Raw genomic sequence first — 26,726 nt, forward strand, 5'->3', positions numbered from 1 at the left:
ATGGCTTTCGCGCTCGGTCCTCGCGCATCGTCGGCGGGCTACAAGCTCGCAGCTTTCGAGCGGACCGGCTCGACCAATACCGAGGCGATCAAGCGCGCCAGGGCCGGGGAACGCGGCCCGATGTGGTTCGTCACATCCGAGCAGACCGCCGGCCGCGGCCGCCGCCAGCGCGCCTGGATCGCGCCGCGCGGCAATCTCGCCGCCAGCGTCCTCGAAGTCCTGGACGTGGCGCCTGCGGTTGCCGCCACCATCGGATTTGCCGCCGGGCTAGCCGAGGAGGCCGCCCTGGAGAAGGTCAGCCTGGAGGCCGCCATGCGGCTCGGCGAGGGCCGTCCTCGCTACGCGTTGAAATGGCCGAATGACGTGCTGGCGAACGGCAAGAAGCTGGTCGGCATCGGCCTGGAGGCGGAAGCCGTCGACGACCGTCTCGCCATCGTCGTCGGCATCGGTACCAATGTCGTCGCGGCGCCCGAGGGCACTCCGACGCCAGCGGTGTCGCTGGCCGCGCTTGGCGTCCAGATCAGTGCCGAGGAGCTGTTTGCGGCCCTATCCGACGCCTGGGTGGAGTTCCGCGGGATCTGGGACAACGGCCGCGGCTTTGCCGAGATCCGAAAGCTCTGGCTGGAGCGCGCCGCCGGCCTCGGCGAGAAGGTCGCAATCCATACGGGGACGATGACGCTGGAAGGCATTTTTGACACCATCGACGACACCGGCTGCCTGATCGTCCGCAACCCGGAGGGCCGCCGCGTGCCGGTGGCCGCAGGCGAGGTGTTCTTCGGACCGGTCCGCTCGGTGGGAGCTGCATGATGGCGAAGCCCGAGGAACTGGTATTTGCGCCGCTCGGCGGCGTCGGCGAGATCGGCATGAACCTGTCGATCTACGGCCTCGGCAACCGCCAGCAGCGCGCCTGGCTCGCGGTTGATCTCGGAGTCTCCTTCGGCGACGAGGAGCATCTGCCGGGCATCGACCTGATCATGCCGGACATCTCCTTCCTGGAGAAGGAACGCAAGAACCTGATGGGCCTGGTGCTGACCCACGCCCACGAGGATCATTTCGGCGCCATCATCGATCTCTGGCCGAAGCTGAAATGCCCGATCTATGCGACGCAGTTCAGCGCCGCTTTGTTCGAGGCCAAATGTGCCGCCGAGCGCAACGCGCCGAAGATCCCGGTGACAGTGGTGCCGTCTGGCGGCCGCATCGACGTCGGCCCGTTCAATGTCGAGTTCATCCCCGTCGCGCATTCGATTCCCGAGGCGCACGCGCTGGCGATCCACACCTCGGCCGGCACGGTGCTGCACACCGGCGACTGGAAGATCGACCCGACGCCGACCCTGGGGCGCCCGACCGACGAGAAGCGGCTGCGCGAGCTCGGCGAGGAGGGCCTGCTGGCCTTGATCGGCGATTCCACCAACGCGGTACGCGACGGCCGCTCGCCCTCGGAAGCCGAGGTCGCCCGCACCATCATCGACCTCGTGAAATCAGCCAAGGGCCGCGTCGCGGTGACGACCTTCGCCTCCAATGTCGCGCGCATCAAGGCGGTGGCCGCCGCCGCGAAAGCCGCCGACCGCGAGGTCGTCGTGGTCGGCCGCGCCATGGAGCGCGTGGTGCAGGTCGCGCGCGAGACCGGCTATCTCGACGGCGTGCAGAGTTTCCGCTCGCCCGAGGTCTACGGCCATCTGCCGCAGGACAAGGTGCTGGCGCTGTGCACCGGCAGCCAGGGCGAGCCGCGCGCCGCACTGGCGCGCGTCGCCAATGACGACCACCCTGAGATCACGCTCAACCGCGGCGACAGCGTGATCTTCTCCTCGCGCACCATTCCCGGCAACGAGAAGGCCGTCGGCTCGATCATCAACAACCTGGTGCTCCAGGGCGTGGAGATCATCACCGACCGCGACGCGCTGGTTCACGTCTCCGGCCATCCGCGCCGCGACGAATTGCGCGACCTGATCGCCTGGACCAGGCCGCAGCTCCTGATCCCCGTCCATGGCGAGGCGCTGCATCTGCACGAGCATGCCAAGCTGGCGCGCGCTGCCGGCGTGCCGCGCGTGCTGGTCTGCCGCAACGGCGATCTCGTCAAGCTGGGCCCCGGCGATCCCGGCATCGTCGGCGAGGTGCCCTCGGGCCGTCTCTACAAGGACGGCACGATCCTGGAGGATTCCAAGTCCCGCGCCGTGGTCGAGCGGCGGCGCATGGCCTTCTCCGGCTGCGCCTTTGTCGCCATTGCCATGACCGCGCAGGGGGAACTCGCCGACGATCCCGAGGTCGACCTGGTCGGCATCCCCGACAAGAACAGGGCAGGCGAGCCCTTCGACGACATCGTCTTCGATGCCGTGATGTCGACGATCGAGGGACTGCCGAAGGCGCGCCGCCGCGATCCGGACGCTCTCGCCGAGTCGGTGCGACGCGCCGTCCGGGCCGTCATCAACGAACATTGGGGCAAGAAGCCCCCCTGTCTGGTACACGTGCTGACAGTCTAACGGGAGAAAACCATGCTGGGCCGGCTCAACCATGTCGCGATCGCGACCAAGGATGCCGTCAAGGCTGCCAAGATCTATGGAGCGGCATTCGGCGCGCAGATTTCGGACGCCGTCCCGCTGCCCGAGCACGGCGTCACCACCGTGTTCGCGACACTGCCCAACACCAAGATCGAATTCATCGAGCCGCTCGGCGAGGCCTCACCGATCACGAAATTCCTCGAGCGCAATGCCGACGGCGGCATCCACCACGTCTGCTACGAGGTCGTCGACATCATCGCCTCGCGCGACACGCTGGTGAAGGAGGGCGCCCGCGTGCTCGGCGACGGCACGCCGAAGATCGGCGCCCACGGCAAGCCGGTGCTGTTCCTGCACCCGAAGGATTTTTCCGGCGCACTGGTCGAGATCGAGCAGGCATAAGGCCGGACCATGGCCATCCAGATCTCAACCGCGATCGCGATCTACTTCGTCATCTGGTGGATCGCGCTGTTCCTGACGCTGCCGTTCGGCGTGCGCAGCCAGCACGAGGATGGCGTCGGTGCACCCGGCACCGACCCGGGCGCGCCGATCCTGACGCGGATGGGGCGCAAGCTGATCTGGACCACGATCATCTCGGCCATCATCTACGGGCTCGGGATGGCCGCCTATCACGCCGGCTATCTCTCGATCGAGCGCCTGTCGAAATTGATGGGAATGCCGTTTTAGGTCTATCTGCGTGCGGCCTATCCTTCGAGATGCCCGCCTTTGGGCGGGCTCCTCAGGATGAGGACAGAGTGCGCGGCAGCAGTTTCAACGGGCGGCGATGTCCGTTAGCCTCATCCAGAGGAGACCGCGAAGCGGTCGTCTCGAAGGACGAGGCGTGCGCGCTTCGTCTCGCCTGGATTTTTTGCGCTTGTTTTGTTCGGGGGGAAACAAATGACTTTTCAGAGGATCGTCATCGCGCTTCTGGTGCTGATCGTCGCAGGGCTCGGTGCCATCGGCTATTTCGAGTGGAAGACGGCGGTGCAGGTGCGGACCCTGAAGGCGTTCGTCGAGGGCTACGTCTTCAACGAAGCCGTCGCGGCCTGCGAGCAAGCCAAGAGCTCCACTCCATTCAAATGGAACGGCGGCAAGAGCACCTCGGTGATCGGCCTGAACTCCGTCAAGCTGGACAAATACAATGTCAGCGCCAGCTACACGCTGGTGGCGGATCTCGTTTATTGTGATTACGATCCCATCAAAAGAAAGGCCGAGATCGGCTCGAGCTTCCTGGAGCGGGAGTAACGATCCGGCCCTGCAAATGGGATGGGATCGTCATGGCGCAGGGGCAGGGGGATTATCGGATTCTGCATGAGGCCGACTTGCGGGACTATCTCGCAGGCCTGCCGGACCTGAAAGCGCTCCTCGGTGATCCCGCCGGCTGGACGATCACCGAAGTCGGCGACGGCAATCTCAACCTCGTCTTCATCGTCAAGGGCGCGCGCGGCGGCGTCGCCGTCAAGCAGGCGCTTCCTTATGTCCGCCTGGTCGGCGAGAGCTGGCCGTTGCCGCTGTCGCGGGCCCATTACGAATTCTTGGCCTTGTCTCGGCAGGCCCAACTCGCGCCCGGCCTCGTGCCGGCCTTGCTGCATCACGATGAGAATCTGGCGCTGACGGTGATGGAGCTGCTTGAGCCCCATATCATCATGCGCAGGGGGCTGGTTGCGGGAACGCGCTATCCGCGCTTCGTTGACGACATCACCACCTTCATGGCGCGGACGTTGATCTTCACCTCCGACCTCGCACTGTCCGCGGCCGAGAAGAAGGAGGGCATCGCGGCTTTCGCCGGCAATCATGCGCTCTGCAAGATCACCGAGGATCTGATCTTCACCGATCCCTACCGCATCGCCGAACAAAACCGCTGGACCGCCCCGTATCTCGATGGCCTCGCCACCGAGCTGCGTGACGACATGGACCTGCACGTCACGATCTCCCGGCTGAAGCTGAAGTTCATGGCGAGCCCCGAGGCGCTGCTCCACGGCGACCTCCACACCGGATCGATCATGGTGACGGACAGCCAGACACGGGTGATCGACCCCGAATTCGCATTCTATGGCCCGATGGGGTTCGACGTCGGCGCCGTGCTGGCCAATCTCTTGATGGCCTATTTTGCCTCCCCCGGCCACGAGCGCGCGCCCAGCGAGCGGGCCGCATTCGAGGCCTGGGTCCTGGAGACGGTCGAGCAGGTCTGGAGCGAATTTGCCCGAAAGTTCCTCGACCTCTGGCGAGCCGGCGCGGCAGGCGACGCCTATCCGGCCTCGCTCTTTGCCGGCGCTAAGGGCGCGGCGCGCCTGGAGGCCGAGCGCCAAGCCTATATGCAGCGCCTGTTCACGGACACCGTCGGCTTTGCCGCCGCAAAAACCATCCGCCGCATCTTTGGTCTCGCCCACAACATCGACTTCGAGCTGATTGAGCCCCCGAAGACACGCGCGATCTGCGAAGCCCGCGCGGTGCGGCTCGCACGAGCGATGATGGTGGAGACGCCGGTGTTTCGGACGATCGCTGACGTCACCGGCGCCGCGCGAAAATTGCGGGATTGGCAGCCGGAATTGTCAGGTTGAAGACGTCGCGAAAAGTAGACCTGCATACTCCCTCATTGCGAGCGTAGCGAAGCAATCCAGACTGCCACCGCGGAAAGAGTCTGGATTGCTTCGTCGCATCAGCGACAAAATTGCTTCGCAACTTTGTCGCGAGCTCCTCGCAATGACGTGGTGCGAGCTTCGCTCGCAATGACGGGGAGGGATCGTCGCGGAACGCTAGTACAGCCTTATCGGCAGCGGGGCACCCGCGGGACCGACCAGCAGGCCCCAGGTCTCATTGGCCGCGACCTCGAACTCGCGCTGCTGCGCCGCGCTGCCTTCGAGCTGGAGGGTGATCCTGTACTTGCCAGGCAGCAGATCAATTTTCTGGCTATCAGGCAATTTGTCCGCGGCGTCGTCGGAGTCGACCAGTTTCTCTCCGGCGTGAGCCGCCAGTCTGATGGTCCGCTCGTTGACGGTGATGTCGGCCGCTTCATCCATCTTGTTGCCGAGCAACAACCTCACTTGTCCCGGCGCCGGCCGGATGAGGGCTGTGGCGGCCAAGGGCTTGCGCAGCGCAAGGTCGGCGATTGTCGTGTGGTCCTGACGGACGAGCCGGAGCAGCGCTGGCCCATCTGACGTCGTGAAGGCGACAACGGCCCTATCAGCCTCGACGACCGCACCGTCGTTTTCAGTCCAGCCGCGCTTTTCGAGTGCAGCGCGATAGAAGCCGAGCACGGCCTCGAGACCGAGCGGCGTCTCGACGTGAGCCGACCTGATGAAGGGTGAATTCTTCGCGGTCATCAGGCCCCAACGGTCGGCGAGCGGCAAACCCATGTCTTGGGACATTTTGACCTCGAACGTCCGGCTGGTGGTCCGTGCCAGAAGCCCGACGGCGTCGCAGAGCAGGCGCTCGCCGAGATAATCCGGTGCGCACCGGTCCCTGGTCGCCCACCATGTATCGTCGACATACCCGTTTGACCGCGTGGTGTGGGACCAGCTGATCTGGATGGTGTTCGTCGGACTGTCCCGGGCAGGGTCCGGTGTGACAGGGATCGCCATCGCTGCCGTTGCGGCGAACAGACCGCCGGCGAGCAAGGCACCTAACGTTCGGCGTTTCATTTTGGGCGATCCTTGGGGCTCAGACGACGATCCTGAGCTTGGTCGCGTTGACCACGAAAAATGTTCACCGTTCCTGGTTTGCTCGACGACGCACCGCGTCAATCGGCCGCTTGCATCGCTGGCGGATGCAACCTGACGCCCGGGGGACTCATCGAAGAGCTGCCTTTCGGAACTGACATTGGCCTCCCTCAAAAACGAAGCTTGCATTCGACAGCCTGCGGATGATCAAATCTCTGATCGGAATACACCTGCGTTGTTTGGGGGACTCATGATGTTCAGGATGATTGCGATCGTCGCGGGGGTGGGGCTGGCGCTCGCCGGCACGGCGGAGGCCCAGACGCCGCGCAAGGGCGGAACCATCCGCATGACGGCGCCCTATGGCTCGAGCTTCACGAGCCTTGACATTCACACCACGCAGCGCGCTCAGGACGAGATCTACGCCAAGGCGCTGCATCGCTCGCTCTACATCTGGAATTCCGCCGAAGGCAAACCGGTTCTGGAACTCGCCAAGGAGGACGTGGTCTCGGGCGGCGGCCTAGTTCACACCTTCAAGCTGCGCGACGACGCCTATTTTCACAATGGCCGCAAGATGACGGCCGACGATATCATCTGGTCCTATAACCGCATCATGGACGGCGCCAAGGCCTATCCCGGCGCGCGGTATGTTCGAGTCATCGAGGGCGCGGCCGCGGTCGAGAAGGGCCAGGCCAAGGAAATCTCCGGCCTGAGGAAGATCGACGATCTCACCATTGAGATGAAGCTGACCGAGAAGGTCGATCCGGGCTTCTACTTCTTCACCGCGCTGACCTCGATCTACCCGGCCGACGAAGGCGCCAAGGAGAGCTACATCCAGCATCCGATCGGTCTCGGGCCGTTCAAATTCGTCGAGCACGTGCCGGGATCGCGCATCGTGCTGGAGCGGTGGGACCGGTTCTACAAGCCCGGCAAGCCCTACGCCGACAAGGTCATCGTGTCGATCATGGCCGAAGCCGCGGCGCGCGATGTCGCCTTCCGGAACAAGGAAATCGACACCTCGGTGCTGGGACCCGCGCAATACGTCGCCTACCAGTCCGACGCCGCCCTCAAGGGCACCATCGTCGAAGTCGCCGAGGTCTTCACGCGCTACATGGGCATGAATCCGTCGTTCAAGCCGTTCTCCGACAAGCGCGTGAGGCAGGCGATCAACTACGCGATCGACACCGATCTGATCATCAACAAGCTGGTCAAGGGCAAGGCCTATCGCGCCACCAGCTGGCTGCCGCTGACCTCGCCGGCCTACGACAAGGCCATGAAGCCCTACCCCTACGATCCCGCCAAGGCCAAGCAGCTGCTGACCGAAGCCGGCTATCCCTCCGGCTTCGAATTCGAATGGACCACCAGCCCGAATGAAAGCTGGGGCCTGCCGATCGTCTCGGCCGTCATCCCGATGCTGGACAAGGTCGGCATCAAGGCCAAGGTCAAGCAGGTCGAGACCGCGGTGCTGGCGGAGGTGGTTCGCACTGGCGACTATCAGGCCTTCATCTATTCCCAGGCGAGCGGCCCGGATCCGCTGTCTGCCCTCAAATGCTTCCACTCGTCGACGCCGCAACCGGCCTGCAATTACATGAACTTCAGGAATGCCGATTTCGACAAGATCGTCGATCAGGCAGGGCAGGTCGACGACGGCGCAAAGCGCGCCGAATTGCTGCAAAAGGCCAATGCGCTGCTCTATGAGGAGGCGCCGGTCTGGTTCTTCAACTACAACAAGGCGGTCATGGCCGTGCAGCCGTGGCTCAAGGGGATTCAGCTGAACGCGACGGAGCTGACCCACCAGAACGTCGAAGACCTCTGGGTCGACGAGACCTCGCCCGCGAAGTGACCTGCGCTCTCGCGCTCCCTGCATCGCCACAAACGATGCAGGGAGAGAGGAACGGTGCCGATGCTCTCCTTCCTGATCCGTCGATTGCTGCAAACCGTCCCGACCGTGCTCGCCGTCGTGCTGCTGGTCTTCGTGCTGTTCAGCGTCGTTCCCGGCAGCATCGTCTCCTCCATGAGCGACGACAGCGATCCGCAGGTCGAGCTGCGCATGAAGAAGCAGCTCGGTCTCGATGAGCCCCTCTATGTGCGTTTCGGCGCCTACATTGCCAAGCTGGCGACCGGTGATTTCGGCACCTCGTTCCGGACGCGCGAGCCTGTCACGACCATGATCGCCAAGCGGGCATGGCCGACGCTGCAATTGATCTTCGCGGCCATGGCGTTTGCGATTCTGATCGGCGTGCCGCTCGGCTTCATCGCGGCCCTGCGACCCGGCGGCATCGTCGACACGATTGCAATGGTCGTGGCGGTGTCGGGCCTGTCCATCGCTAAGTTCTGGCTCGGACTCGTTCTAATGCATCTGTTTGCCTTGAAACTGGGCTGGCTGCCGAGTTTCGGCTATGGCGACGGCGGATTGAAATACCTGCTGCTGCCGGCGGTCACGCTCGGCGTCTCGCCGATGGCGCTGTTTGCCCGGACGACGCGCGCCGCGGTCCTGGAGATCATGACGGCTGATTTCGTCCGTACTGCGCGCTCCAAGGGCATGAGCGAGACCCGTGTCGTGAAGTGGCATGTGATGCGTAACGCGCTCGTCATCATCCTCACGACCATCGGCCTGCAATTCGGTGGGCTGATGGGGCAGGCGGTCGTGGTCGAGAAACTGTTCTCATGGCCGGGCATCGGCTCGCTGCTGGTCGACAGCGTCCTGCAGCGCGACATTCCAGCCGTCCAGGGCTCCATTCTCGTGGTTGTACTCGCCTTTCTCGCGATCAATCTACTGGTCGACGTGCTCTACGGCGTGATCGATCCCAGGATCAGATACGCATGAAACTCCGCCCCAATCTCGTCATCGGTGGAGTGTTGTTCGCGCTGGCGATCCTGGTCGGCCTGCTCGCGCCCTGGCTGGCGCACTCCGATCCCGTCATGGACGCCAACCTCATGAACGCGGAAGAGCCTCCGAGCTGGACCTGGTGGTTCGGCACCGACGACCAGGGCCGCGACATCTATTCCCGCGTCATGTACGGCGCGCGGGTCTCGCTGACGGTCGGTATCATCTCGCAGCTCATCAACAGCGTCATCGGCGTGGCCTTAGGGCTCAGCGCCGGCTATTTTGGCGGCTGGTGGGACGATTTCGTCAACGCCCTGACCAATCTCATGCTCGCTATCCCTTCGCTGATCTTCGCGCTGGCCATCATGGCGGTCCTCGGCCCCGGCCTGACCAGCCTGTTGATCGCACTCGGGCTGACCAACTGGTCCTTCACGTGCCGGATCGCGCGGGCCTCGGCGCTGTCGCTGAGGAGCCAGGGCTATGTGCAGGCGGCGACCGTGCTCGGCTACGGCGATCTGCGCATCATGATCACGCAGCTGCTGCCGAACATGCTGGGGCCACTCATCGTCATCGGCACGCTCGGCATGGGCAGCGCGGTCTTGTCTGAAGCCGCATTGTCGTTCCTCGGCCTCGGCGTCCGTCCGCCCTTTCCAAGCTGGGGCAGCATGCTGTCGGACGCCCGCGAGCAGATCACGACGGCGCCGTGGCTCTCGGTTTTTCCGGGCCTTGCCATCTTCCTGACGGTGCTCGGCCTCAATCTGCTCGGCGACGGCCTGCGCGACATTCTCGATCCCCACTCGCGGAGCCGGCGCACATGACGGGCACGCCGCTGATCGAAGTCAGGGATTTGCGCATCGATCTCGATGACGGATCGAGCCGCATCGCAGCCGCCGAGGGCATTTCATTCCGCATCGACCGCGGCGAGACATTCGGCCTCGTCGGCGAATCCGGCTGCGGCAAGAGCATCACGGCGCTAGCCTTGATCGGCCTGTTGCGGCCGCCCTTGTCGATCGGCGGCGGCGTCATCCGGTTCGAGGGGCGGGAAATCCAGCGTCTTTCGGCAGCCAGACAGCGGGAGCTGCGCGGCAATCGGATCGCCATGATCTTCCAGGAGCCGATGACGGCGCTGAACCCGGTCTCGCCGGTGGGCCGGCAGATCGCCGAGATGTTCGTGCTGCACAAGGGCAAGAGCTGGCGGGACGCCAACCGGCTGGCGGTCGAGGCGCTGGCAAGCGTCCGCGTTCCCGCGCCGGAGCGACGCGTGAAGGATTACCCGCACCAGCTGTCCGGCGGCATGCGTCAACGCGTGATGATCGCCATCGCGCTCGCGTGTGGTCCGGATCTGCTGATCGCCGACGAGCCGACCACTGCGCTCGACGTGACCGTGCAAGCTGAGATCATCGAGCTGATGCGGAATTTGTGCGCCGAGCGCGGCACGGCCATCCTCATGATCAGCCACGATCTCGGCCTCGTCGCCAATGTGTGCCGCCGCGTTGCCGTGATGTATGCCGGTCGGATTGTCGAGGAACGCGGTTCGGCCGATATCTTCCGCGCGCCCTCGCACCCCTACACGCAAGGCCTGGTCGACTCGCTGCCGCGACTCGGCAGCCGCGCCGCGCTCGGCCGCGCCAGGCTCAAGGAGATCGCAGGCGTCGTCCCGGCCATCACCAGCTTTCCTGATGGCTGCCGGTTCAATCCGCGGTGCGCGCAAGCGACCGAGATTTGCCGGACGGTCGTACCGAAGACGGACTTGCTGGAGGGGGGCGGTCTGGTGAGGTGTCATCACCATGCATGAGCCGCGAAACAGGCTGGGTGAGCGGAGGCCGGACGACGATCTCATTCTCAGCGTTAGGGATCTCGCGGTGCATTTTCCCCTTGGAGGCGGCCTGCTGGGCCGCGGCCGGCGGCTGCTCCGAGCGGTGGACGGGGTCGACCTCGAACTGAAACGCGGCGAATGCCTCGGCCTCGTTGGCGAATCCGGCTCGGGCAAGTCGACGGTCGCATTGTCGATCCTTGGCCTGCTGACGCCGACGCGCGGCCGCATCGTGCTGGACGGGCAGGTCGTCACGAGCAGGCAATCCGGCGATCGTAAATCATTGGCCCGCACCGTGCAGATGGTGTTTCAGGACCCTTACGCCTCGCTCAATCCACGCCAGACCGTGCGCCGCACGCTGGAGGATCCTCTGCGCGTGCACGGCGTGACCGCGAAAAGCGAGATCGAGGACCGCGTCGCCACCATGCTGCGGCATGTCGGCCTGCGGCCCGAACAGGCCGGCCGCTACCCGCACGAGTTCTCGGGCGGCCAGCGCCAGCGTATCGGCATCGCCCGCGCCCTGATCCTCAATCCCAAGATCGTCATCTGTGACGAGCCGGTCTCGGCGCTCGACGTCTCGATCCGCGCCCAGATCATCAATCTGCTGCTGGAACTGAAGGAGACGCTCGGTCTGTCCTACATCATGATCAGCCACGATCTCGGCGTCGTCGAGCACATGAGCGACCGCGTCGCCGTGATGTATCTCGGCCGCATCGTCGAGAACGGCGACTGGCGGGAGATCTTCGAGCGCCCCGCACACCCCTATACGCAGGCCCTGATCGCCGCCATCCCGGATCCCCTGCATCACGCGCCGCTGGCGACCACAGGCGGCGACCTTCCCAACCCGCTCAATCCGCCCAACGGCTGCGCCTTCAGCCCGCGCTGCCGTCATGCGGAAGCGGCGTGTCGGCACGAGCCGGGGCCGTCGCTGGAGACGCGGCCCGATGGACATGCGGTGCGGTGCTGGCGGGCGGATGAGATCGGTGCAGCGAGCGCCAGTCTATCCCCGTCACCCTGAGGTGGCCGCTCCTTCAGCGGCCCTCGAAGGGCGACGGCCCGGCTGGCAGCTCGGCCGTTCATCCTTCGAGGCTGCGCATGCGATGCTTGTCGCATCGCATGCTCTGCACCTCAGGATGGCGGGTCATTACCCTCCTGCTCACTGTACATGGGCTGTTTTCGCAGTTTTGTTCTGAAGGTCATCTACTCTGCCGCCTTTTCCCTTAAGCGCTGCGCATAGACGTTGATGACGAGTGCCGCCAGCAGGATCAGCCCGCGGATCAGGATCTTCAGAAAACTGTCGATGTTGACGTGGTCGAGGCCGTTATTGAGGACACCGAGAACGAAAAGCCCGACGATGGTATTGCCGATGCCGCCGCGGCCGCCGAACAGGCTGGTGCCGCCGACCACGACGGCGGCGATGGAGTCGAGCAGGTAAGTGTCGAACTCGTTCTGCTGCGCGCTGCCGAAATGGGCGACGCCGAGCATGCCGCCGATGCCGGAGCAGACGGCGGAGATCACCATCACCGCACCTAAGATGAGCTTGACGTTGAGGCCGGAATATTCGGCCGCCTCGCGGTTGCCCCCGACCATGTAGACATAGCGGCCGAAGCGCGTGTAGGTCAGCACGAGGTGCCCGCCGAGCAGCATGATGGCGGCGACGATGACGATCCAGGGAATGCCGCCAATCGATCCCGAGCCGAGTGTCGTGATGAGGCTCGGCACCTTGTAGGCGATCTGGCCGCGCACCAGCAGCGCGGAGATGCCGGCGGCGATCTGCATCATCGCCAAGGTCATGATGAAGGAGGGGATGCCGATCAATGTCAGCCCCAGCGCATTGACGAGGCCGAGCAGGGCGCAGAGCAGGATCGACAGCAGAATCGCGACCGCGCCGGGCAGGGGGATGTTGGCGATGTTGACGTAGGATTCCTGCAGCGTGAAATAGGCGACCGCAATGCCGGTGACGTTGGCGATGCTGGCGATGGAGAGATCGATCTCGGCGCAGAGGATCACGAAAGTGAGCCCGACCGCGATGATGCCCGTGACCGACACCTGCGTCAGGATGTTGCCGAGATTGTCGAGCGTCGCGAAGGAGGGGCTGGCAAAGGCGAAGAAGGCGGACAGGAAGATCAGGGTGAGGAACGGCGCGATGTTGCGCATCTGCGAGCGCAGGAAGGGCGTGAGCCCGCGTGCCCGCTGCTCCGCCGCCAAGGCCGTCTCGCTGCTCATGTGCTTCTCCGTCACGCCGCTTCCAGCAGGCGGTCCTTGCTGATCGGCTCGTTCTTGAATTCCCGCACCAATGCGCCGCGCTTGAGGACGAGGATGCGGTCGGCCAGCGACAGCACCGTTTCCGGCTCGGTCGACAGCACGATGATCGCGAGCCCTCTTGTGCGGAGATCGCGGACGATGTTGATGACGTCGTTCTTGGCGCCGACATCCATGCCGCGGGTCGGCTCGCACAGCACCAGCAGTTTTGGCGGATAGGTCAGCCACTTTGCCAGCGCAACCTTCTGCTGGTTGCCGCCCGAGAGCATGCCGAGGTCGAGACCGACCACCGGCGGCCGGATCTGGAGCTGCTCGACCTGACGCTTGGCGATGTCGCGCTCCTGCGCCGGCTTGAGCAGCAGGGACGAGATGCGATCGAGAATGCTGATCGAGATGTTCTTGTAGACCGGCTCCTGGTGAAACAGCATGTCGCGCCGGCTCTCCGGCACCAGCGCCACGCCGGCGCGCCGCGCTGCCGCCGTGCTGGCGAAGGTCTTTGGCGTGCCCTCGACGACAAGCGCGCCGGTGTCCGGCTTCAGCTTGCCGAACAGGATGCGCGACAGTTCCTGCTGGCCGCAGCCCATGAAGCCATAGATGCCGAGCACCTCGCCGGCGCGCGCCTCGAAGGAGATGTCCTTCAGACTGCGGGACAGCGAGAGCTGATCGACCTTGAGAACGATTTGGCTGTCGCTTGGCCGCGGCAGCATCAAATCGTCGGTATAGCTGTGCTCGAGCGCCTCGCCGCCGCGGCCGATCATGGCCTCGATCAGTGCGCCCTTGCTGGTTGCCGCGCTCGCGGTCTCCGCGACTTTCCGTCCGTTGCGGAACACGGTCACCGTGTCCGACACGCGCAGGATGTCCTCGATGAAATGCGAGATGAAGACGATGCTGGTGCCTTGCTCGCGCAGGCGACGGAGTGTCGCGAACAGCCGCTCGACTTCGGGCGGGGAGAGGGCGGAGGTCGGCTCGTCCAGGATGACGATGCGGGCGCCGGAGAACAGCACGCGCGCGATCTCGATCAGCTGCTGCAGCCCGATGGGGAGGTCGCCCAGCCGGGTCATCGGATCGACGTCGATGCCGAAGCGGGAGAGCTGCTCGCCGGCCTCGCGAGCCATGCGCCGCCATTGTACGAGGCCGAGGCGGTTGGTCGGCTGGTTGCCGAGGAAGACATTCTCGGCGACCGTGAGGTCGGGCGCGACGGAGAGCTCCTGGTGCACCATGGCGATGCCGGCTGCATGCGCATCGCGGGTGGAGCGGAAACGCGTCTCCGCCCCGTCGATCAGGAAGTGGCCGGAGAATTCGGTGTGCACGCCGGCGATGATCTTCATCAGCGTGCTTTTTCCGGCGCCGTTCTCGCCGACGAGACCGTGGATCTCGCCGGGATGAAGCGCGAAGTCGACACCACGAAGTGCTTCGACGCCGCCGAAGCTCTTCGTGATGCCCTGCAGTTCAAGGATGGGCGAACGACCCTCTGACATGAACGTTCAGATCTTGGAGGCTCAGATCAGAAAGTGATCCTGCATCCACTGCATCCCGGCGGCGTTGGCCTTGGTCACGACCGGGCCGTCGGTGACGACGTTCTTGGGAATGCCCTGTCCGCTCTTCTCGCCGCCGACCACGGCGGAAACGCCCGCGATGATCGCGCCGCCGTGGATGCGGCAGGAGGGATTACGCACGGTCGCGAACATGCGGCCTTCGCTCACCGCCTGGATCGCCGGCGGCATGGCATCGACGCCGCCGATCAGGATGTTGGTGCGGCCGCGCGCCTTCATGATGTTGGCGGCGGCAAGCGCCATGTCGTCATTGTGGAAGAATGCAGCATCGATCTGGGGATACTTCGTGAGGTACGTTTCCCAGAGTCGGGCGGTTTTCGACACGTCCCAGTCGGCGGGCTGGGTATCGAGCACCTCGATGCCGGGAAATTGCTTCACTACGTTGTTGAAGCCCTTGGCGCGCCCTTGCGCCCCGGTATGGCCGAGCGCGCCCTGCGTCATGATGATCTTGCCCTTGCCGTCCATCGCGTTGCAGAGCGCCTGGGTTACGGAGGCCCCCATGAACTCGTTGTCGGGGGCGAGGAAGGAATGGACGTTGATTTGATCGAGCGGCGCGATCAGCGTGTCCATGTCGATCACGGGCGTGCCGGCATCGATCATCTTCTGCACGGGCTGGGTGAGGGTGCCGATGCCGAAAGCCTGGATCGCGACGAAATCCCATTTCTGCGAGGCCATGTTGTCGATCGCCGCGCGCTGCTTCACCGCATCGAGCTGGCCGTCGAACCAGGTGACGTCGACATTGAACAGCTTGCCCCAGAATTCAGCCGCCTGCTTACCCTGCGCGCACCAGGTGGCCTGGAGGCCCGCATTGGAGAACGCTGCCTTCAGCGGCTTCTCGCTGCGCCCGACCTCGGCGGCCAATGCGGGGTTTATGCCCATGCTGCCGAGAAGGGCAGCTCCGGCGCCGGCGGTCGCTGCCGCCTGAAGAAGATCGCGCCTCGTCGTCGAGAAATCTTTCGTCCCGGACATCGCTCGCTCCCATATATCTTATCGTCGGCGCGTCATTGATTGCGCGACCGATGTCCGAAAGTGTCTCACAAGAGTAGGCGCCACTCAATCTGCAATCACTCGCTGCGATTGCGGCAACCCGAGTTGGTGCAGCGCAAAGCGTCAGGCCGTCGCGCCGGTGAATGCGTCGATGTCGGCGAGCAATCTGTCCCAGGCTTGCGCGATCTCGATGGACCATTCATCGCCGAGCAGATCGCGCAAGGCATCCCTGATGATGGCGAAGAACGCGACGAACAGCTCGCGCGGCGTGCCATAGCCATCGTGCGAGGCGACTTCGCAAGCGATCAGCCGGAAATGTCCGCGACGCTGACAGGCGAAATCGAGAATGGCCTCGATCGTCAGCGCGAGCATCGACCCCTTCACGAGATCGCGGCCGTCCGAGCGGAACATCGCCTCCGTTTCGGGATGTTCGTCAAACAGGCGCCGGTAGACGAGGGGCGTCAGATCCGGGCAGCGCAAGGCCGCCAGCTCGAAGCTGATTTCGATCGGATTGGGCAAGGCATTCATCGGCGCTTCAGCCTTGCGGACAAAAAAAAGCGGGGCCCTGGCCCCGCTCAAAAATTGTGTCGACCCTATTATCCCCGATTCTAAGATTTGCTCTTGATTGACGGGGCGACGCTGCATTTTGCGCGTCAGGGGCTCCTCCCGAGACTTGGACCACCAGACTTCGACCTCGCGGCCAGCCTGAGCAAGGGGATGCTAGATCAACTTTTCTCACTTGTCATCATTTTCGGCAACGAATGTTCAAAATTCGATCAGCAGACGAAATGATCGAGCGTCGATGCTCGCAAGTATATGACAAATAAAAGAAATCTGTGGGTGGACGGGGCGTTTGACCCTGCCTCAAATGCCCAAAGCCGATGCCGTGCTGGGCTACCGTGGCCCCGGTTCTGCCAAATTTGCGCTGGGTCAAGAAGGCGGCGGAACTGATCTCGACTTGGGCTTGGTGCGGTGTTTAGTTAGTCGACGAACGAACGGTTCGGCGGATGCGCTCACGGCTACAAAGATTCCTGCCTCTGGTCCTGCTCGCCCTGGCGATGCAGGTGCTGGCGCCGATTGCCGCCTGCTGGGCGACCGGCCTCGCCATTGCCGATCCCCTGTCTGCCGGTGTCATCTGCCACAGTGCGAGCGAGCAGGGCGGCCTGAACGATCAGAGCGGCGCGCCAACCGCGCATGCGGGCGCCTGCGCCCTGTGCTGCCTGGTCCAGGCCAATGCGTCGCTCGATTCGCCGACGCCCGCGGCATTCTCGATTCCCATCCGCCATGCCGAGCGGGTGGTGTGGCATCCGGCGGATGGATTCGCCATCGCCGCTCCCAAGGGCTCGAGCGCCCAGGCGCGCGCCCCGCCTCAATTTTCCTGACGTAGCGACAAACCGAACCATTGGCGCGCGCCGTTGCTGTGCCGATGGCGTGCTCAATGGACCGGCCGACGTGCCGGCTGTCAGGAATCTAGGAAATGTTACGCATTCGTGCAATCGGAAGCGCGGGCTTGCCCGTGCTTGCCGGACTGCTGTCCCCGATCGGTTCAGACGCGCTGGCCCAGGCTGCCTCGGAAGCGCTTCCCGCAGTGACGGTCGAGGCGCCGCAGACGTCCCGTCCCAAACCAATCATCCGGCCATCGCGACTGCGCTCCGCTTCGACTCCTCGCATGGCGAAGCCCGTCGCGCAGAACGCGATCGATGGCGCCGGGGGGCAAAACAACACGAGAAGCGCCGGCGAAGTGAGGGCCGGCCTCATTCAGTCGCCGGCCGGACAGACCGCGACCACCATCGATCGCAGCCAGTTCGACAACCGTCCGGCGTTCTCGGTCAGCGACGTCCTGCGGGACAGTCCGGGCATTTCGATCAAGCAGGGCAACGGTCCCCGCGACTTCGGCATCTCGATTCGGGGCTCCAACGCCCGCAACGGTTTCGCCATCCGCAATCTCGTGATCTTCGAGGACGGCTTCCCGGTAACGCAGCCGGACGGCCTGTCGCGCAGCGACCTGATCGATCCCCATGCCTATGGCGCGATCGATGTGATCCGGGGGCCTTCCTCGGCGCTCTACGGCAATTATGCGACTGGCGGCGCGCTCAATTTCCGGACGCGGCCGGGCGGCACGATCGACGGCGTCGAATATGGCGTGGATGGCGGCAGCTACGGCTACCTCAACAACTACCTGGCGGCCGGCAAGAAGGTCGGGAATTTCGAGGGCTCGCTGTTCGCCAGCGACACAAGGGGCGACGGCTATATCGGCAATAGCTGGTTCAACACCCAGACCGTCAACTTCCTCGGCACGCTCAAGGCGACGCCGGACGATCGCTTCACGGTCAAGATCATCAACAACGACCTCAGCGCGCGGCTGCCGCTGCGCCAGTCGCTGAATCAGTTCTACACCAATCCCTTCCAGCAGGGATGTACGACCGGTGCGACGGCGGTCGCCGGCTGTCCCACCGTGTCTCTTTTCAACAACGGCTTCAACGGTGGCAAGGATACCGAGACGGCGACGCAAGCAGGTCTCGGGCGCAACGACCGGCGAACCATCGTCGGCGGACGCTGGGAGCATGATTTCGACAATACGATGACTTGGCGAAACCAGTTCGTGTTCGACGACAGGAACATCAGCCAGCCCACCGGCACGACCAGCGCGATCGGCGATTTCCCTTCGTACAATTATATGAGTGATCTCACTAAGCGCGGCGAGATTCTTGGCCTGGAGTCCACCGCGTTCTTTGGTGCCTTCTACAATACCCTGACGGCGTCGAGCGATACGCGAAACGTGATGCCGGGAGGTCACGCGACGCTCGGCAGGCTGTCGAGCAACCTCTACAGCGAAACGACTAATTTTGGTGTTCGTGCCAGGGAAGAGCTCAAGCTTACGTCGGCACTAACGGCCGTTGCAGGCATCGGTTGGGAGACAACCTTACTCAGGGGCATCAATACGGCCTATTCGTACGCCGGCCCCGCCGGCATCACGACGACGACGCCGACGACCGCGGACCGGCAATTTCAAAATACTGCACCAGAGTTGGCGCTGCTCTACAATCTCAACAACGAATGGCTGTTCCGCGGACGCGTTGCCACGGGCTATGGCACGCCGCAGGTCTCGAACCTCTTTGTCGCTCAGACGGGATTGTCGGGCAATAATACCCAGCTCCAAGCCCAGAAGAATCTGGGTTACGATCTTGGTTTTGATTGGACACCGAACAGCGCGCTCAAACTCAGCGCGACTGGCTTTTACGAATTTTTCCGCGACGAACTCGTATCGCAGGCAACACCTGCGGGGTCACCCAACGCGACCTATATGTTCAACGCGCCGCGGTCGGAACATCGCGGCATCGAGCTTGCCGCCGATTGGAAGTTCTATCCGGGCTGGCGGTTCATGGCGGCGTACACCTATCTTGACGAGGTCTACACCGAGTACGTCGAGAACATCACCAATGGCGCCGTGTTCAGCTTCAACCGTGCCGGCAACAAGATCCCCGGCATCTCGCCCAACGAGTTGACGGCCCGAATTGGCTACGACGAGTTCACCGGGCCGCTGACAGGCCTCGGAGGTTTCGTCGAGGTCCAATGGAAGGACTCCTTCTACATGGACAATGCAAATCTGCTGAAGGCGCCGGGCTATGAACTGGTCAACGTGAATGTTCACTACAAGACCGACCTGGTCTCCGACACCTTCAGATCCCTGAACTTGTTTCTCGAAGTCAGGAACGTGTTCGACCGGACCTATGTCGCCTCGGCCAACAACATCGCCAATACGGTCACCGGGGCCGGCCTTCAAAATCCTGCGAGCCTGCTCGCAAACACAACGGGATCGATCTATGCGGGCTCGCCGCGCACATTTGTTGCGGGTATGAAGGTGGCATTCAAATGATCCGGGCTCTCGAAGGGAGGCGGGCCGTGATCCGAACTGGCCTGCTCGCGATCGTCGCTCTCGCAGCCGCGCAAGGCGCGGCGCTCGCGCAGATGCGTGCCCCGCCTGCCTCTGAAGCCGCGTGCGAGGAGCCGACGCTGCGCTGTGCGACCAAGGCGACGCCCGCCTTCGGTCCGGACGGGACGCTGTGGCTGGTCTGGATGGCGGGAGGGCAGGTCTCGGTCGCAAGTTCGCAGGACGCGGGCCGCAGTTTTTCGGCGCCCACCCAGGTCACGACGAAGCGACTGAACCTCGATTGGGGGCCGGATGCGCGGCCGAAGATCGTGGTCGACCGCAAGGGCGGCATCGCGCTGGCATTCTCGACGTTCAGGGACGAGGCTTTCAACGGAGAGGTGCTCTACACGCGCTCGTCCGACGGCGGGAAGAGCTTTGCCGAGCTGAAGCCCATCACCGCCAACAACGAGAGCCAGCGGTTCGAGGCGCTGGCGCTCGATCAGGATGGAACGGTCTTTGCGGCCTGGCTCGACAAGCGCAATCGCGTCCCTGCGAAAGAGGCGGGGCGGAAATACGAGGGCGCAGCGCTGTTCTTTGCCGCCTCGCGCGATGGCGGCGCCACCTACGCGGAGGCCGCAATCGCGCGTGATGGCACCTGCGAGTGCTGCCGATTGGGATTGACGTTCGCGGCGCCCGGGCGGCCGGCCGTGATCTTCAGGAACATTTTTGACGGCGGCGTGCGCGATCATGCAGTGATAACCTTCACTGATATTGCAACGCCGGGTGAAATCCACCGGGTCGGCACCGACGATTGGCAGATCAACGCCTGCCCGCATCACGGGCCGAGCCTCACAATTGCGCCGAACGGGACCTATCATGTGGTCTGGTACACGAACGGAAAGGCGCGAAAGGGATTGTTCTACGCGCACTCCCGCGACGAAGGCCGCACCTTCTCTGCACCTCTGCCGCTGGGGCAACCGGGCCGCAGCCCGACGCGGCCCTTCGTGCTTGCAGGTCCTGCGGGAACGGTCATGGTCTGGAAGGAGTTCGACGGCGAGAAGACCTCGGTCCAGATGACGATCTCCCGCGATGATGGCGAAACGTGGTCACCGCCGAAGACGATATCGAGCACGAGCGACACCTCCGATCACCCCTTGCTGGTCTCCAACGGCAAGCGGACCTACCTGTCGTGGATGACGAAGGCGGACGGCTATCGGTTGACAGCCATCGAGGACCAGCCATGAGATTTCGATTTGCATCCATTGCCGGTCTTGTCGCTCTGATCGCATCGGCGGACGCGCTCGGCGCATCTCCCGCGCTGAAGCCGTTCGAACGCGGCACCTGGCAAGCCGTCATCAAGGGGCATGCCGGCCGCCCCGTGCTCGTGCATTTCTGGGGCGTGACCTGCGGCCCCTGCAAGGTTGAGCTGCCGCTGCTCGGGCAGTTTGCCAAAGATCATCCTGACGTCGACGTCGTCACGGTCAGCGCCGATCTCGTGCCGAACCTGCCGGGGGCAACGCAAGCGATGCTCGACAAGGCGGGTCTGTCGTCGACCGAGAACTTCATCTTCAACGACGGCTTCGTCGAGCGCTTGCGGTTCGAGATTGATCCGGCCTGGCAGGGCGACATTCCCAGGACCATGCTCATCTCCCGGGAAGGGACCATCACGACGATCGAAGGCTCGGCCGAAATTACCGATCTCGAAAAGTGGTCGGCGCAACAACTCTCCAAACGCTGAACTTCAGTCTGCAAAGGGAATACCGATATGAAGACAATCTCGAAAAACGTGTTGTTCGCTGCGTTCGCTCTCGCGATCTCGGCGGCACCGGCGGTCGCCGACGACGTCAAGGCCGGCGATCTCGTCATCTCGCAGGCGTGGAGCCGTGCGACCCCGGGCGGCGCAAAGGTCGCCGGCGGCTATCTCGTCATCGAGAACAAGGGGACGGCGCCGGACAGGCTCGTCGGCGTGTCCGCCGATATCGCCGGCAAGGCCGAGATCCACGAAATGGCAATGGATAACGGCGTGATGAAGATGCGCCCGCTCGACAAGGGGCTGGTGGTCGATCCCGGCAAGACGGTGAAGCTCGCGCCAGGCGGCAATCATTTGATGCTCCAGGAGCTGAAAGGCCCGTTCAAGCAGGGCGACAAGGTGCCGGTGACGCTGCAATTCGAGAAGGCCGGCAAGGTCGCCGTCTCCCTCGACGTTCAGGGCGTCGGCGCCCAGGCCCCCGGCGATGCCGGGCATTCCGGTCACATGGACATGAAGAAGATGCCGGATCATTCGGGAATGAAAATGCAATGAGGCTGATCTGGACTCTCGAAAGGCCTGATATGTCGAAGCGATCCTGCCTGTTCCTAATTGCCGCGCTCGCCGCCTCGCCAGCGGCGGCGCACGTGTCCCTCGAGACCAAGCAAGCCACGGTCGGCACGTCCTACAAGGCCGTGTTCACCGTTCCGCACGGTTGCGCGGGCTCGCCAACGGTGAAGATCCGCGTGCAGATCCCGGAAGGGGTGATTGCGGTGAAGCCGATGCCGAAGGCGGGCTGGAATGTCGATGTCGTCGAGGGCAAATATGCCGGAGAATACGACTATCATGGCAACAAGCTCTCCTCCGGCGTCAAGGAGGTGGCCTGGTCGGGCGGCAAGCTGCCGGACAAAAACTATGACGAGTTCGTCATGCACACGGTCCTGACCGATACGCTCAAGCCGAACACGATCTTGTACTTCCCGGTCGTCCAGGAATGCGAGACCGGCATCAGCCGCTGGATCGAAATCCCGGCCGAAGGGGCAGGGCATTCGCATGAGGGCAAGTCCGAGGGCAAGTCGACGGCGCCGGGTGTGAAGCTGTTGCCAAAACCCTGATGCGCCTCCTCGCCGCGCTCGCGACGCTCCTCCTCGCTGCCGGCTTTGCGGGCGCGGCGTGGGCGCATGCGGCCCTTGTCTCGGTCGAGCCGGGGAGCGGGAGCATGCTGGCGACCGCACCCAAGGCGGTGGAGCTGCGCTTCAACGAGCCGGTGACGCCGGGCGCGATCCTGCTGATCGACGGTGCGGGCAGGGCGCGGGACGATGCGCGTGTCAGTGCATCGGGCGAGACGATTTCGGTCGCGATGCCGGCGGATCTGCCTGAGGGGACCGCGGTTGTCAGCTATCGCGTGATCTCGCAGGACGGCCATCCCGTCACCGGATCGGTGATCTTCTCGATCGGCATGCCGACGGCAACGAAGGCTCCGGCCGCCGCGGACGGCGGGTTGAGCGCGTTGATCTGGCTGGCGCGAGTCGGCCTCTATATCGGGCTGTTCGTTGGCGTTGGCGGCGTGCTCTTCGCGCGCTGGATTGCGTGGTCGACGACCGGCATGGCCGTCCCGCGTACGGCGCTCGCCCTCGGTCTTCTGAGCGCGACGGTGTCCGTCGGCGCCTTGGGCCTCGATCTGCTCGGGCTGCCCCTGGCCGCTCTCGCGACGGCTGGTCCCTGGAAGGTCGCATTTGCGACCAGTGCAGGCCCTGCCTTGCTGGTTGCCTTCGCGGCGATGCTGTTCGCGTTGATGGCGCTGGGTAGCGCATGGTACGCGCGCGCTCTTGCGATGATCGCATTCATCGGTGTCGGTTTGTCGCTCGCCATGACCGGGCACGCCGCGACGGCACCGCCCGAGGTGTTGATGCGGCCGGCGATCTTTCTCCATGGCCTCGGTGTTGCCTTCTGGATCGGCGCGCTGGCCCCGCTCGTCGCCCTGGTGTCGAAGCCGACGGCTGCAACGATACCCATCGTGAGCCGCTTTTCCCGCATCGCCATGCCGGCGGTCGGAGTTCTGGCATTGACTGGCCTTGGACTCGCGATCGTTCAACTCGAAAAGCCGGCCGCGCTGATCGAGACCCGCTACGGCCTCATTCTCCTGGTCAAGCTCGTGCTGGTCCTTGTGCTGCTGGCGCTTGCGGCGCTCAATCGCTTTCGACTGACCCCGGCGTTTGCCGAAACGCGCAAGGCTGCGCCCGCCTTCACGCGCTCGATCCTGCTCGAAAGTATTGTTGCGCTCGCCGTTCTGGCCGTGGTCGCCGGCTGGCGCTTCACGCCGCCGCCGCGGACATTGGTTCCCGAGACGCCTTTGGCGATCCACATCCACAGCGACAAGGCGATATTCCAGGTCCTGGTGTCGCCCGGCAAGCCCGGGGCCAATGATTTCGTGCTCCAGCTCATGACCGGTGAGGGGACGTTCCTGGCAGCCAAGGAGGCGACGTTGACGCTGAGCCTGCCCGAGCGCGGGATCGAGCCGATGGAGTGGAAGGCCTCGCTCGGGCCGGACGGCTATTGGCATGTGCGCAAGGTCGAACTTCCCTTTGCCGGCCGCTGGCACGTGCGGATCGATGCGCTGGTGACCGACTTCGAGCAAATCACACTCGAGGATGAACTCGACGTCGCGGTGCCGTAAGGTGCAGCTCGCGCTGAACCTGAAGTCCGACGGAAAAATGACAGGAATTCCGCTGCTTAGCGGCTTTTCCTCATTCCCGGTCTTGTATTTTCGCTCTCAATCCGGTTTCACTGCAGGCGATCACTGATTCCCAGAGTGTTGCCATGCGGTTGTCGCGGTTCTTTCTGCCCATCCTGAAGGAAAATCCGAAAGAGGCGGAGATCGTCTCGCATCGGCTGATGCTGCGAGCCGGCATGATCCGGCAGGAGGCGGCCGGCATCTATGCCTGGCTGCCGCTCGGCTTCCGCGTGCTGAAGAAGATCGAGCAGATCGTGCGCGAGGAGCAGGATCGCTCCGGCGCGATCGAGGTCTTGATGCCGACGCTGCAGCTGGCTGACCTCTGGCGCGAGAGCGGCCGTTACGACGCCTATGGCCCGGAGATGCTGCGCATCGCCGACCGCCACAAGCGTGAGCTGTTGTACGGGCCGACCAACGAGGAAATGATCACCGAGATCTTCCGCGCCTATGTGAAGTCCTACAAGAACCTCCCGCTGAATCTCTATCATATCCAATGGAAATTCCGCGATGAGCAGCGTCCGCGTTTCGGCGTGATGCGCGGCCGCGAGTTCCTGATGAAGGACGCCTATTCGTTCGACCTCAACGAGGCCGCTGCGCGCGTCGCCTACAACAAGATGTTCGTGGCTTACCTGCGCACGTTTGCGCGGATGGGGCTGAAGGCGATCCCGATGCGCGCCGAGACCGGCCCGATCGGCGGTGACCTCAGCCACGAATTCATCGTGCTGGCTGAGACCGGGGAATCCGGCGTCTTCATCAATCGCGACGTGCTGGACCTGCCGGTGCCCGGCGAGGACGTGGATTATCGGAGCGACCTGACGCCGATCATCAAGCAGTGGACCTCGCTGTACGCTGCGACCGAGGACGTCCACGATTCCGCGCGCTTCGAGCAGGAAGTGCCCGCGGACAAGCGGGTGAACACCCGCGGCATCGAGGTCGGGCAGATCTTCTATTTCGGCACCAAATATTCCGAGCCGATGAAGGCGCTGGTGGCTGGCCCCGATGGCGTCGACGTGCCGATCCATGGCGGCTCCTATGGCGTCGGCGTCTCGCGCCTGCTGGGTGCCATCATCGAGGCCTGCCATGACGATGCCGGCATCAAATGGCCGGAAGCAGTGGCGCCCTTCCGCGTGTCGATTCTCAACCTCAAGCAGGGCGATGCGGCCGTCGATGCGGCCTGCGAGAAGCTCTATGCCGAGCTCACGGCCAAGGGCGTCGACGTGCTCTATGACGACACCGACCAGCGCGCCGGCGCCAAATTCGCCGCCGCCGACCTGATCGGTATCCCCTGGCAGATCATGATCGGACCGAAGGGGCTCGCCGACGGCAAGGTCGAGATCAAGCGGCGAAGTGACGGCTCCCGCGAGACCATGTCGCCTGCGGACGCGGTCGCAAGACTTGTGGGCTGATAAGGCTGGTCGGCTGAATATTGTTCATCGCGCGATATCGCGGCCGCCAATCCGGCCACAATTGACCCCGAATCATGGGATTATCGAGCGATGGATGAGACCATGACCGAAACCGTGCAAACCGCGCCTTTTGCGCCATTCGAATGGATGCTGTCGGCGCGCTATTTGCGGGCGCGCCGCAAGGAGGGATTCATCTCGGTCATCGCCGGGTTCTCCTTTCTCGGCATCATGCTGGGCGTGGCGACGCTGATCATCGTCATGGCCGTGATGAACGGCTTCCGCAAAGAGCTGCTCGACAAGATCCTCGGGCTCAACGGCCACATCCTGGTGCAGCCGCTGGAATCGCCACTGACCGACTGGAAGGATGTCGCTGACCGCCTCAGCCAGGTCGACGGCATCCGGCTGGCCGCGCCGGTGGTGGACGGCCAGGCGCTGGCGTCCTCGCCCTGGAATGCCTCCGGCGTGCTGGTGCGCGGCATCCGCTCCGACGACCTCAACAACCTCACCTCGATCGCCAAGAACATCAAGCAGGGCTCGCTCGAAGGCTTCGACGAAGGGCAGGGCGTGGCGATCGGCCGGCGCCTCGCCGACCAGCTCTCGCTGCATGCCGGCGACAGCATCACGCTGGTGGCGCCGAAGGGCGCGGTCACCCCGATGGGCACGACGCCGCGCATCAAGCCGTACAAGATCGTCGCGGTGTTCGAGATCGGCATGTCCGAATACGATCTCGGCTTCGTGTTCATGCCGCTTGCCGAAGCGCAGGCCTATTTCAACCGCAGCAACGACGTCACCTCGATCGAGGTGTTCACCACCGATCCCGACAGGATCGACGCCTTCCGCAAGGCGGTGACGGAGGCCGCGGGACGTCCGGTCTTCCTGGTCGATTGGCGGCAGCGCAACTCGACCTTCTTCAACGCGCTCCAGGTCGAGCGTAACGTGATGTTCCTGATCCTGACCATGATCGTGCTGGTCGCGGCGCTGAACATCGTGTCCGGCCTGATCATGCTGGTGAAGGACAAGGGCAGCGATATCGCGATCCTGCGCACGATGGGCGCCTCGCAGGGATCGATCATGCGGGTCTTCCTGATCACGGGCGCCTCGATCGGCGTGGTCGGGACGCTGGTCGGCTTCTTCGTCGGCCTCGTGATCTGCCTCAACATCGAATCGATCAGGCAATTCCTGTCCTGGCTGACCTCTACCGAGTTGTTCTCGCCGGAGCTCTATTTCCTGTCGAAGCTGCCCGCCGAGATCGACATCGGCGAGACCACTGCCGTCGTCGTCATGGCGCTGACGCTGTCGTTCCTGGCGACGCTGTATCCGTCGTGGCGCGCCGCGCGCCTCGATCCCGTCGAAGCGCTCCGGTACGAGTGAGGGGCTG

The 26,726-nt window shown here is 64.0% G+C and carries 25 protein-coding genes; 20 read left to right on the top strand and 5 right to left on the bottom strand.

Features of this window, described 5'->3' with window-relative positions:
* From XH84_RS03640 to mtnK, 6 genes are all read left to right on the top strand, one after another.
* On the top strand, positions 1–807 hold the full coding sequence (locus XH84_RS03640) for a biotin--[acetyl-CoA-carboxylase] ligase (protein WP_128917406.1): 807 nt from the start codon (positions 1–3) through the stop codon (positions 805–807).
* Complete coding sequence (locus XH84_RS03645; protein WP_164936016.1) at positions 807–2,477, top strand: ribonuclease J; 1,671 nt, start codon at positions 807–809, stop codon at positions 2,475–2,477. Before XH84_RS03640 ends, XH84_RS03645 begins: the two co-directional genes overlap by 1 nt.
* 12 nt (positions 2,478–2,489) lie before the next feature.
* Positions 2,490–2,894, top strand: a complete 405-nt coding sequence (mce, locus tag XH84_RS03650) for a methylmalonyl-CoA epimerase (RefSeq protein ID WP_128917404.1) — start codon at positions 2,490–2,492, stop codon at positions 2,892–2,894.
* Positions 2,895–2,903: 9 nt separating this feature from the next.
* Entirely contained in the window at positions 2,904–3,179 is a 276-nt protein-coding gene (locus XH84_RS03655) for a DUF1467 family protein (protein ID WP_027559474.1), read from the top strand.
* A 210-nt stretch (positions 3,180–3,389) separates the two neighbouring features.
* A complete protein-coding gene (locus tag XH84_RS03660) occupies positions 3,390–3,737 on the top strand; it encodes a hypothetical protein (protein ID WP_128917403.1) in 348 nt (115 codons plus the stop codon).
* Positions 3,738–3,769: 32 nt separating this feature from the next.
* Complete coding sequence (mtnK, locus tag XH84_RS03665) at positions 3,770–5,053, top strand: S-methyl-5-thioribose kinase (RefSeq protein WP_128917402.1); 1,284 nt, start codon at positions 3,770–3,772, stop codon at positions 5,051–5,053.
* 195 nt (positions 5,054–5,248) lie between these two features.
* On the opposite strand, the gene XH84_RS03670 is transcribed toward mtnK, so the two are convergent.
* The gene (locus tag XH84_RS03670) at positions 5,249–6,133 is read right to left on the bottom strand and encodes a hypothetical protein (RefSeq protein ID WP_128917401.1); all 885 of its coding nucleotides are present in this window, start codon (positions 6,131–6,133) and stop codon (positions 5,249–5,251) included.
* 268 nt (positions 6,134–6,401) lie between these two features.
* On the opposite strand from XH84_RS03670, the gene XH84_RS03675 reads away from it, so the two are divergent.
* Genes XH84_RS03675 through XH84_RS03695 form a run of 5 tightly spaced genes read left to right on the top strand, consistent with a single transcriptional unit; the run spans position 6,402 to position 11,806 of the window.
* A complete protein-coding gene (locus XH84_RS03675; protein ID WP_128917400.1) occupies positions 6,402–7,991 on the top strand; it encodes an ABC transporter substrate-binding protein in 1,590 nt (529 codons plus the stop codon).
* A 60-nt stretch (positions 7,992–8,051) separates the two neighbouring features.
* Positions 8,052–8,975, top strand: a complete 924-nt coding sequence (locus XH84_RS03680; protein ID WP_128917732.1) for an ABC transporter permease — start codon at positions 8,052–8,054, stop codon at positions 8,973–8,975.
* Entirely contained in the window at positions 8,972–9,793 is an 822-nt protein-coding gene (locus tag XH84_RS03685; protein ID WP_128917399.1) for an ABC transporter permease, read from the top strand. The genes XH84_RS03680 and XH84_RS03685 overlap by 4 nt, the downstream gene beginning before the upstream one ends.
* Positions 9,790–10,770, top strand: coding sequence for an ABC transporter ATP-binding protein (locus tag XH84_RS03690; protein WP_128917398.1), 981 nt, complete (start codon positions 9,790–9,792; stop codon positions 10,768–10,770). The genes XH84_RS03685 and XH84_RS03690 overlap by 4 nt, the downstream gene beginning before the upstream one ends.
* Positions 10,763–11,806 carry an ABC transporter ATP-binding protein gene (locus XH84_RS03695; protein WP_128917397.1) on the top strand — a complete coding sequence of 348 codons (1,044 nt, stop codon included), beginning with the start codon at positions 10,763–10,765 and terminating at the stop codon, positions 11,804–11,806. The genes XH84_RS03690 and XH84_RS03695 overlap by 8 nt, the downstream gene beginning before the upstream one ends.
* A gap of 182 nt (positions 11,807–11,988) precedes the next feature.
* Here XH84_RS03695 and XH84_RS03700 read toward each other — a convergent pair whose 3' ends face one another.
* From XH84_RS03700 to XH84_RS03715, 4 genes are all read right to left on the bottom strand, one after another.
* Entirely contained in the window at positions 11,989–13,014 is a 1,026-nt protein-coding gene (locus XH84_RS03700) for an ABC transporter permease (RefSeq protein ID WP_128917396.1), read from the bottom strand.
* Positions 13,015–13,025: 11 nt separating this feature from the next.
* The gene (locus XH84_RS03705; protein ID WP_128917395.1) at positions 13,026–14,528 is read right to left on the bottom strand and encodes a sugar ABC transporter ATP-binding protein; all 1,503 of its coding nucleotides are present in this window, start codon (positions 14,526–14,528) and stop codon (positions 13,026–13,028) included.
* Positions 14,529–14,549: 21 nt separating this feature from the next.
* The gene (locus XH84_RS03710; RefSeq protein WP_128917394.1) at positions 14,550–15,572 is read right to left on the bottom strand and encodes a sugar ABC transporter substrate-binding protein; all 1,023 of its coding nucleotides are present in this window, start codon (positions 15,570–15,572) and stop codon (positions 14,550–14,552) included.
* A gap of 141 nt (positions 15,573–15,713) precedes the next feature.
* Positions 15,714–16,118, bottom strand: coding sequence for a globin (locus XH84_RS03715; protein WP_128917731.1), 405 nt, complete (start codon positions 16,116–16,118; stop codon positions 15,714–15,716).
* A gap of 479 nt (positions 16,119–16,597) precedes the next feature.
* Between XH84_RS03715 and XH84_RS03720 the strand changes: the two genes are divergently transcribed.
* From XH84_RS03720 to XH84_RS03760, 9 genes are all read left to right on the top strand, one after another.
* Positions 16,598–16,972, top strand: coding sequence for a DUF2946 domain-containing protein (locus tag XH84_RS03720; RefSeq protein WP_128917393.1), 375 nt, complete (start codon positions 16,598–16,600; stop codon positions 16,970–16,972).
* A gap of 95 nt (positions 16,973–17,067) precedes the next feature.
* On the top strand, positions 17,068–19,467 hold the full coding sequence (locus tag XH84_RS03725) for a TonB-dependent receptor family protein (protein ID WP_128917392.1): 2,400 nt from the start codon (positions 17,068–17,070) through the stop codon (positions 19,465–19,467).
* A gap of 26 nt (positions 19,468–19,493) precedes the next feature.
* Positions 19,494–20,705, top strand: coding sequence for a sialidase family protein (locus XH84_RS03730; protein ID WP_128917391.1), 1,212 nt, complete (start codon positions 19,494–19,496; stop codon positions 20,703–20,705).
* Positions 20,702–21,199, top strand: a complete 498-nt coding sequence (locus XH84_RS03735) for a TlpA family protein disulfide reductase (RefSeq protein ID WP_128917390.1) — start codon at positions 20,702–20,704, stop codon at positions 21,197–21,199. Before XH84_RS03730 ends, XH84_RS03735 begins: the two co-directional genes overlap by 4 nt.
* Before the next feature lie 27 nt (positions 21,200–21,226).
* Positions 21,227–21,763 (top strand): copper chaperone PCu(A)C, encoded by a 537-nt coding sequence (locus XH84_RS03740; RefSeq protein ID WP_128917389.1) that lies wholly within the window; start codon positions 21,227–21,229, stop codon positions 21,761–21,763.
* A 29-nt stretch (positions 21,764–21,792) separates the two neighbouring features.
* The gene (locus XH84_RS03745; protein ID WP_128917388.1) at positions 21,793–22,323 is read left to right on the top strand and encodes a YcnI family copper-binding membrane protein; all 531 of its coding nucleotides are present in this window, start codon (positions 21,793–21,795) and stop codon (positions 22,321–22,323) included.
* Entirely contained in the window at positions 22,323–23,885 is a 1,563-nt protein-coding gene (locus XH84_RS03750) for a copper resistance CopC/CopD family protein (protein ID WP_128917387.1), read from the top strand. The genes XH84_RS03745 and XH84_RS03750 overlap by 1 nt, the downstream gene beginning before the upstream one ends.
* Positions 23,886–24,028: 143 nt before the next feature.
* Positions 24,029–25,348: a proline--tRNA ligase gene (proS, locus tag XH84_RS03755; protein WP_128917386.1), complete on the top strand. Its 1,320-nt coding sequence runs from the start codon at positions 24,029–24,031 to the stop codon at positions 25,346–25,348.
* A gap of 90 nt (positions 25,349–25,438) precedes the next feature.
* Positions 25,439–26,719 (top strand): lipoprotein-releasing ABC transporter permease subunit, encoded by a 1,281-nt coding sequence (locus tag XH84_RS03760; RefSeq protein ID WP_128917385.1) that lies wholly within the window; start codon positions 25,439–25,441, stop codon positions 26,717–26,719.
* Positions 26,720–26,726 lie beyond the last annotated feature (7 nt).

The organism is Bradyrhizobium nanningense, assembly GCF_004114535.1.
In the GTDB taxonomy this organism is placed as follows: domain Bacteria; phylum Pseudomonadota; class Alphaproteobacteria; order Rhizobiales; family Xanthobacteraceae; genus Bradyrhizobium; species Bradyrhizobium nanningense.

Coding starts and splice junctions, on each gene's coding strand:
- XH84_RS03640 (WP_128917406.1), top strand. CDS start 1: ATGGCTTTCGCGCTCGGTCCTCGCGCATCGTCGGCGGGCTACAAGCTC.
- XH84_RS03645 (WP_164936016.1), top strand. CDS start 807: ATGGCGAAGCCCGAGGAACTGGTATTTGCGCCGCTCGGCGGCGTCGGC.
- mce (WP_128917404.1), top strand. CDS start 2,490: ATGCTGGGCCGGCTCAACCATGTCGCGATCGCGACCAAGGATGCCGTC.
- XH84_RS03655 (WP_027559474.1), top strand. CDS start 2,904: ATGGCCATCCAGATCTCAACCGCGATCGCGATCTACTTCGTCATCTGG.
- XH84_RS03660 (WP_128917403.1), top strand. CDS start 3,390: ATGACTTTTCAGAGGATCGTCATCGCGCTTCTGGTGCTGATCGTCGCA.
- mtnK (WP_128917402.1), top strand. CDS start 3,770: ATGGCGCAGGGGCAGGGGGATTATCGGATTCTGCATGAGGCCGACTTG.
- XH84_RS03670 (WP_128917401.1), bottom strand. CDS start 6,133: ATGAAACGCCGAACGTTAGGTGCCTTGCTCGCCGGCGGTCTGTTCGCC.
- XH84_RS03675 (WP_128917400.1), top strand. CDS start 6,402: ATGATGTTCAGGATGATTGCGATCGTCGCGGGGGTGGGGCTGGCGCTC.
- XH84_RS03680 (WP_128917732.1), top strand. CDS start 8,052: ATGCTCTCCTTCCTGATCCGTCGATTGCTGCAAACCGTCCCGACCGTG.
- XH84_RS03685 (WP_128917399.1), top strand. CDS start 8,972: ATGAAACTCCGCCCCAATCTCGTCATCGGTGGAGTGTTGTTCGCGCTG.
- XH84_RS03690 (WP_128917398.1), top strand. CDS start 9,790: ATGACGGGCACGCCGCTGATCGAAGTCAGGGATTTGCGCATCGATCTC.
- XH84_RS03695 (WP_128917397.1), top strand. CDS start 10,763: ATGCATGAGCCGCGAAACAGGCTGGGTGAGCGGAGGCCGGACGACGAT.
- XH84_RS03700 (WP_128917396.1), bottom strand. CDS start 13,014: ATGAGCAGCGAGACGGCCTTGGCGGCGGAGCAGCGGGCACGCGGGCTC.
- XH84_RS03705 (WP_128917395.1), bottom strand. CDS start 14,528: ATGTCAGAGGGTCGTTCGCCCATCCTTGAACTGCAGGGCATCACGAAG.
- XH84_RS03710 (WP_128917394.1), bottom strand. CDS start 15,572: ATGTCCGGGACGAAAGATTTCTCGACGACGAGGCGCGATCTTCTTCAG.
- XH84_RS03715 (WP_128917731.1), bottom strand. CDS start 16,118: ATGAATGCCTTGCCCAATCCGATCGAAATCAGCTTCGAGCTGGCGGCC.
- XH84_RS03720 (WP_128917393.1), top strand. CDS start 16,598: ATGCGCTCACGGCTACAAAGATTCCTGCCTCTGGTCCTGCTCGCCCTG.
- XH84_RS03725 (WP_128917392.1), top strand. CDS start 17,068: ATGTTACGCATTCGTGCAATCGGAAGCGCGGGCTTGCCCGTGCTTGCC.
- XH84_RS03735 (WP_128917390.1), top strand. CDS start 20,702: ATGAGATTTCGATTTGCATCCATTGCCGGTCTTGTCGCTCTGATCGCA.
- XH84_RS03740 (WP_128917389.1), top strand. CDS start 21,227: ATGAAGACAATCTCGAAAAACGTGTTGTTCGCTGCGTTCGCTCTCGCG.
- XH84_RS03745 (WP_128917388.1), top strand. CDS start 21,793: ATGTCGAAGCGATCCTGCCTGTTCCTAATTGCCGCGCTCGCCGCCTCG.
- XH84_RS03750 (WP_128917387.1), top strand. CDS start 22,323: ATGCGCCTCCTCGCCGCGCTCGCGACGCTCCTCCTCGCTGCCGGCTTT.
- proS (WP_128917386.1), top strand. CDS start 24,029: ATGCGGTTGTCGCGGTTCTTTCTGCCCATCCTGAAGGAAAATCCGAAA.
- XH84_RS03760 (WP_128917385.1), top strand. CDS start 25,439: ATGGATGAGACCATGACCGAAACCGTGCAAACCGCGCCTTTTGCGCCA.